General features: G+C 76.3%; 6 protein-coding genes. 4 read left to right on the top strand and 2 right to left on the bottom strand.

All coding sequences use genetic code 11. The features are described from left to right. Nucleotides 1–159 precede the first annotated feature (159 nt). The 4 genes from ACFV0O_RS24580 to ACFV0O_RS24595 are packed head-to-tail and all read left to right on the top strand — an operon-like array spanning nt 160 to nt 4548. Nucleotides 160–1164: a proline racemase family protein gene (locus ACFV0O_RS24580; protein ID WP_360261587.1), complete on the top strand. Its 1005-nt coding sequence runs from the start codon at nt 160–162 to the stop codon at nt 1162–1164. Between the two features lie 47 nt (nt 1165–1211). Next, complete coding sequence (locus ACFV0O_RS24585) at nt 1212–2576, top strand: aldehyde dehydrogenase family protein (protein WP_380345313.1); 1365 nt, start codon at nt 1212–1214, stop codon at nt 2574–2576. After that, on the top strand, nt 2576–3604 hold the full coding sequence (locus ACFV0O_RS24590; RefSeq protein ID WP_380345314.1) for a proline racemase family protein: 1029 nt from the start codon (nt 2576–2578) through the stop codon (nt 3602–3604). The genes ACFV0O_RS24585 and ACFV0O_RS24590 overlap by 1 nt, the downstream gene beginning before the upstream one ends. 29 nt (nt 3605–3633) lie before the next feature. Further along, a complete protein-coding gene (locus ACFV0O_RS24595; RefSeq protein ID WP_380345316.1) occupies nt 3634–4548 on the top strand; it encodes an ornithine cyclodeaminase family protein in 915 nt (304 codons plus the stop codon). A gap of 4 nt (nt 4549–4552) precedes the next feature. Here the strand turns inward: ACFV0O_RS24595 and ACFV0O_RS24600 are convergent, their stop codons facing one another. Next, nucleotides 4553–4867, bottom strand: a complete 315-nt coding sequence (locus ACFV0O_RS24600; RefSeq protein WP_380345318.1) for a hypothetical protein — start codon at nt 4865–4867, stop codon at nt 4553–4555. Nucleotides 4868–5028: 161 nt separating this feature from the next. Next, on the bottom strand, nt 5029–5628 hold the full coding sequence (locus ACFV0O_RS24605; protein WP_380345320.1) for a TetR/AcrR family transcriptional regulator: 600 nt from the start codon (nt 5626–5628) through the stop codon (nt 5029–5031). Nucleotides 5629–6002: the final 374 nt, after the last annotated feature.

A 6002-nucleotide genomic window follows, 5' to 3' on the forward strand; every position in this document is an offset into this window, starting at 1 on the left:
GCGGCGCGCCTGGGGCGCGCGGGGGGGCGCGGGGCGCGGGTGGGCGGCGCGGGGCGCGGCGCGGCCGCCCCCCCCCCCGCCGCGCGCCCCCCCCGCGCCCCCCCCCCCCCGGCCCCCTGAACCCACCGACCATCCGAACCTGTACGGGAGTTGTGACCCATGCGCAGCCGTCACGTGTTCCACGCCGTCGACTCGCACACCGAGGGCATGCCGACCCGGGTGATCACCGGCGGCTTCGGCGTCATCCCCGGCGCCACCATGGCCGAGCGCCGGGTGCACTTCCAGCAGCACCTGGACCACTTCCGCACCCTGCTGATGTACGAGCCGCGCGGCCACGCGGCGATGAGCGGCGCCATCCTGCAGCCGCCCACCCGGCCGGACGCCGACTTCGGCGTGCTCTACATCGAGGTCTCCGGGCTGCTGCCGATGTGCGGGCACGGCACCATCGGCGTCGCCACCGTCCTGGTCGAGACCGGGATGGTGCCGGTCGTCGAGCCGGTCACCACCGTGCGGCTGGACACCCCGGCCGGACTGGTGGTCGCCGAGGTGCACGTCGAGGACGGCGCCGCCAAGGCGGTCACCATCCGCAACGTGGCCTCCTACTCCGTCGCACTGGACCGCAAGATCGAGGTGCCCGGCTACGGCACGGTGACCTACGACCTCGCGTACGGCGGCAACTTCTACGCCATCCTGCCGCTCGCCGAGTTCGGGCTGCCCTTCGAACGCGAGCGCAAGCAGGAGATCCTGGACGCCGGCCTCGCGATGATGGACGCGATCAACGCGGGCCCCGACCGGCCGGTGCACCCGGAGGACCCGTCCATCCACAGCTGCCACCACGTCCAGCTGCTCGCCCCCGGCTCCACCGCCGAGCACTCCCGGCACGCGATGGCCATCCACCCCGGCTGGTTCGACCGCTCGCCCTGCGGCACCGGCACCTCGGCGCGGATGGCCCAGCTGCACGCGCGCGGCGAACTCCCGCTCGGCCAGGACTTCCGCAACGACTCCTTCATCGGCACCACCTTCACCGGGCGGCTGGTCGAGGGGACCGAGGTGGCCGGGCGGCCCGCCGTCGTGCCGACCGTCACCGGGCGGGCCTGGGTCACCGGCACCGCCCAGTACTTCCTCGACCCGAGCGACCCGTTCCCGGCGGGCTTCCTGCTGTAGGCCGGGCCCCGAGCCTGCTCCGAACCTCCCCTGAAGGGCTGCCAGTCGTGACCATCACCTCGTACAACCCCGCCGACCCGGACGACCTCGTGACCGCCGTCGAGGAACCCGGCGCCGACGCCGTCCGGGCCGCCGTCGGGCGGGCCCGGAGCGCCCAGGCCGGCTGGCTCGCGGCCGGCGCGGGCGCCCGCGCGGCGGCGCTCGGCCGGATCGCCGACGCCGTCGAGGCGCACGCGGAGGAACTGACCGCGCTGATCGTGCGCGAGGTCGGCAAGCCGCTCGCCGAGGCGCGCGGCGAGGTCGCCCGGACCGCGGCGATCTGGCGCTACTACGCGCAGGCGCCGTACGCGGCCTCGGGAGCGGTGCACGAGCCCGCCGCCGGGCCCGGGCTGCTGCTCACCCGGCGCCGCCCGTACGGGGTGGCCGGGCTGATCGCGCCGTGGAACTTCCCGCTGGCGATCCCCAGCTGGAAGGCCGCGCCGGCGCTGGCGGTGGGCAACACGGCGGTGCTCAAGCCGGCACCCGAGGCGACGGCGTGCGCGCTGCGGCTGGCGGAGCTGACCCGTGCGGCCGGACTGCCCGAGGACGTGTTCACGGTGCTGCCCGGCGGGGCCGAGGAGGGCGCGGCACTGGTCGACGCGGCCGACGTGGTCTCCTTCACCGGCTCGACCGGCGTCGGCCGGGCCGTGGTGCGCGCCGCGACCGGGCGCGGGGTGCCGGTGCAGGCCGAACTCGGCGGGCTGAACGCCGCGCTGGTGCTCCCGGACGCCGACATCGACCAGGCCGCCGGCCACCTCGCGGCCGCCATCGCCGGGTACGCCGGGCAGAAGTGCACCGCCACCAGCCGGGTGATCGCGGTCGGCGCCGCGTACGAGCCGCTGCGCGACGCCCTGGTCAAGGCACTGGCGGCGGTCGACGACGCGGTGTGCGGGCCGGTGGTCGACTCCGGCGCCCGGGACCGGCTGACGCTCGCCGTCGCCTCGGCCGTCGAGGCCGGGGCGAGCGTGCTCACCGGCGGCGCGGTGCCCGAGCGGGCCGGCTGGTACGTCGAGCCGACCCTGCTCGCCGAGGTGCCGGCCGAACACCCGCTGGCCCGCGAGGAGTTCTTCGGCCCGATCGCCGTGCTGCACGCCGTCGCCGACCTCGACGAGGCGATCGCGCTCGCCAACGACACCCCGCACAGCCTCGCCACCTCGGTCCACACCCGCAGCCTGGACGTGGCCCTGGCCGCCGCCGACCGGCTGGACGCGGGCATGATCCGGATCAACGCCCCCTCCAGCGGCGTCGACTTCCACCTGCCCTTCGGCGGCGCCAAGGGCGCGAGCCACGGCGACCGCGAACAGGGCCAGGCCGCCCTGGACTTCTACACCGTCAGCCGGACGGTCAGCGTGCTGCCGGGCGGAGGTGCCTGATGTTCGTCCGCACCGTCGACTACCACACCGCCGGCGAGCCGTTCCGGATCGTGCTGGACGGCACGCCGGCCATCCCCGGCGACACCGTCGCCGAACGCCGGGCCATCGCGCTCGGCGCGGGCGGCAGCGCCACCGCCCCCCGGCCCAGCGCACTGGACGACGTCCGGCGGCTGCTCACCCGCGAGCCGCGCGGACACGCCGGGATGTACGGCGGCTTCCTGGTGCCGCCGGACGACGACGAGGCCCACCTGGGCGTGCTGTTCTGGCACAAGGACGGCTACTCGACGGCCTGCGGGCACGGCACCATCGCGCTCGGCGCCTGGGCGGTCGAGTCCGGACTCGTCGCCGCCCCCGCGGACGGCGTGGCCCGGGTGCGGATCGACGTGCCCTCGGGCCGGGTCACCGCGCTGGTCCACCGGGCCGGCGGGCGCACCACCGGCGTCACCTTCCGCAACGTGCCCACCCGGGTGACCGCGCTGAAGCTGCCGGTGCGGACCTCGCGCGGAACGGTCGAGGTCGCGGTCGCGCACTCCGGCGCCTGCTACGCCTCGGTGCCGGCCGCTTCGCTGGGGCTGGCGGTGGAACCGGCGCAGCTGCCCGAACTCACCGCCGTCGGGCGGGAGATCCGGGCGGCGCTGGCCGGCGAGGACGCGGTCGAGCACCCCACCGACCCCCGGCTGTCCGGCGTGTACGGGGTGATCCTGCACGACGAACTCCCCTCCGACGACGACGTGGTGAACCAGCGGAACGTCACCGTGTTCGCGGACGGGCAGATCGACCGCTCGCCCTGCGGCTCCGGCACCTCCGCCCGGCTCGCGGTGCTCACCGCCGAGGGCCGGCTGGCCCCGGGGGAGCCGCTGCGGCACGAGTCGATCATCGGCACGGTGTTCACCGGCCGGGCGCTCCCCGGCGGGGACCCGCTCGGTGGGGGCGTCGTCACCGAGGTCGGCGGAACCGCCCACCGCACCGGCGAGCACGGCTTCGTCCTGGAGCCGGGCGACGAACTGGGGACGGGGTTCCTCCTGTGAGACCGACCGCACCGCCCGGAACGGCTGTTGTGCCGCTCCAGTACGCCGTACCGGGCACCGGCGGAGTCGGGCCCGCCGGTGCGGTGGGGGCGATCGAGCGGGTGCTGCTGGACGGGTTCGACCCGGAGGCGGCACCCGCCCGATCGGCCGTGCCGGTGCCCGCCGGCGAACTGCTGCTCATGCCCGCGGCCGCCGGGCCGTACGCCGGAGTCAAGATCGCCGGGGTCGCGCCCGCCAACCCCGGGCACGGGCTGCCCCGGATCACCGGCAGCTACCTGCTGCTCGACGGGCCCACCCTGCAACCGATCGCCCTGCTGGACGGCGCCGCGCTCACCGCACTGCGCACACCCGCCGTCACCGCCGCCGCGCTGCGGCGACTGGCCGTGCCGGAGGCGGCGCACCTCGTCCTGTTCGGCTCCGGGCCGCAGGCGTACGGGCACCTGGACGCCCTGCTGGCCGTCCGGCCGCTGACCCGGCTCACCGTGGTGGCACGCCACGCCGGGCGCGCCGCGGCGCTCGCCGGGTACGGGCAGCGGCTCGGGCTGGCCGCCGCCGTCGCCGGGCCGGAGGCCGTCGCGGACGCGGACCTGGTGGTCTGCTGCACCACCGCCCGCACGCCGCTGTTCGACGGCGCGCTGGTGCCCGCGCACGCGGCGGTGGCCGCCGTCGGCTCGCACGAACCGGACGCCCGGGAGGTGGACGGGACGCTGGTCGGGCGCGCCGAACTGTACGTCGAGGCCCGGTCGGTCGCGGGCCGCGAGGCCGGGGACCTGCTGATGGCGGGCGTCGCCGGGCGGCAGCTGTGGAACCTGGCCGAGCTGGTGCGCGGCGACGCGCCGGTGCCGACCGGGCGGCCGCGGTTCTTCAAGAGCGTCGGGATGGCCTGGGAGGACCTGGCGGTCGCGGCGGAGGTGTACCGGGCGGGCCGCGCCGCGTCGCCGTAGCGGCTCAGTCGCCGATGAAGCAGATCCAACTGCCCGGGATCGCCGCACAGTTCGCCAGCAGGTTCCGCAGGTCGCGGACGGCCGCCCGCTGCGCCTCGGTGGTGCAGCGGGCGAGCAGTGCGGTGGCTTCCTCGAAGGTGGCGGCCGCGTCCTGCTCGTTGAACCAGGTGTCGCCGTACGGGTCGACCCGGCCGAGCCGGTGGTCGGGCGGGCGGGTGTGCTCGGCCAGGGCGTCGGCGAGCGCGTCGCCGTGGTCGTACGAGAGGTGCAGCATGCCGCTGCCGGGGCGGCCGTCGTACAGGGCGAGGTCGATGCCCAAATCCGTGGCTCCTGACGGTGTTCGGGAGTGGTGAGGCCGGAGCCGGCCCGGTGGGAAGGGATCCCCCGTCGGGTCGGCTCCTTCGCGTTCCGGTGCCGGCGCCCGCTGGTCCGGCGCCGGTCGCGGGTGTCCTGAGGCCGGTTGCGGGTGTCAGACAAGCCCTAGCGCTGCGCGCCGGTGTAGGTCCCGAGCAGTCGGGCCAGGTGTTTGCCGCTGACGAGCAGGGGTTCCTCGCTGCGGGCGATCCGGGCGGCGAGCTCGGCGCCCTCCAGGGTGCAGATGACGGTGCCGGCCAGCTCGGCGGCGTCCTGCGCGCCGATGCCCGCCGCGACCAGGTGGTCCACCACGACGGCCCGCCAGTTGGCGTACGCCGCGGCCACGGCCCGCTCGATCTCGGGTGCGCGGCCGGCCGTCTCCGGGGCGGTGGTGCTGACCGGGCAGCCGTCCTGCCAGTCGGAGGCGCGCAGCTCGCGCGCGAGCATCCGGGTGCAGACGAGCAGCGCCTCGCCGGGGTCGGGCGAGGAGCCCAGTCCGGCGCGCAGCAGGACGGCGAACTCCTCGTCCCCGTGCCGGATCGCCTCGGCGGCCAACTCCTGCTTCCCGCCCGGGAAGAAGTGGTAGACGGAGCCGAGGGTGGCCTCCGCCTCGCGGGAGATCTGCTTGATCCCGGTGCCCTCGTACCCCTGGCGCTGCAGCAGCCGGGAGGTGGCCCGGACGATCCGCTCGCGGGTGCCGACGGTGGTCCTCTCGGGCGTCTTCACGGCGTGATCGTAGCCGATGACATGGATAGAGCGTTCGTTCCAGAGCTGTGCCGGCGTCGGCCCCGTCGCTCCGGATGGAGCGTTCGTTCCAGGGGGAGGGGTGGGCGCAGGCCCGTCGAACGGCAGCAGTCGGGGCGTTCCCGGCGCGGCGTCGGCCGGGCACGGGTGCGGCGAGCAGGAATGCGATGGTGGGGCGGTTGCGCCGGGGGTGGGCCCCGCGCGGTGGCAGATCGTGTGCCGTCGGCCCCTTTATCGCCCCCCCCCCGCCCCCCCCCAGGCCGGAACCCGGGGGAGCGCCCAGCCCCCCCCCGCCCCCCCCCCGGACACCGGGAACGGCCCCCCCCCCGGGTCCACCAACCCGGGCCACGGGCACC

This window comes from Kitasatospora sp. NPDC059577 (assembly GCF_042735475.1).
Lineage (GTDB): Bacteria > Actinomycetota > Actinomycetes > Streptomycetales > Streptomycetaceae > Kitasatospora.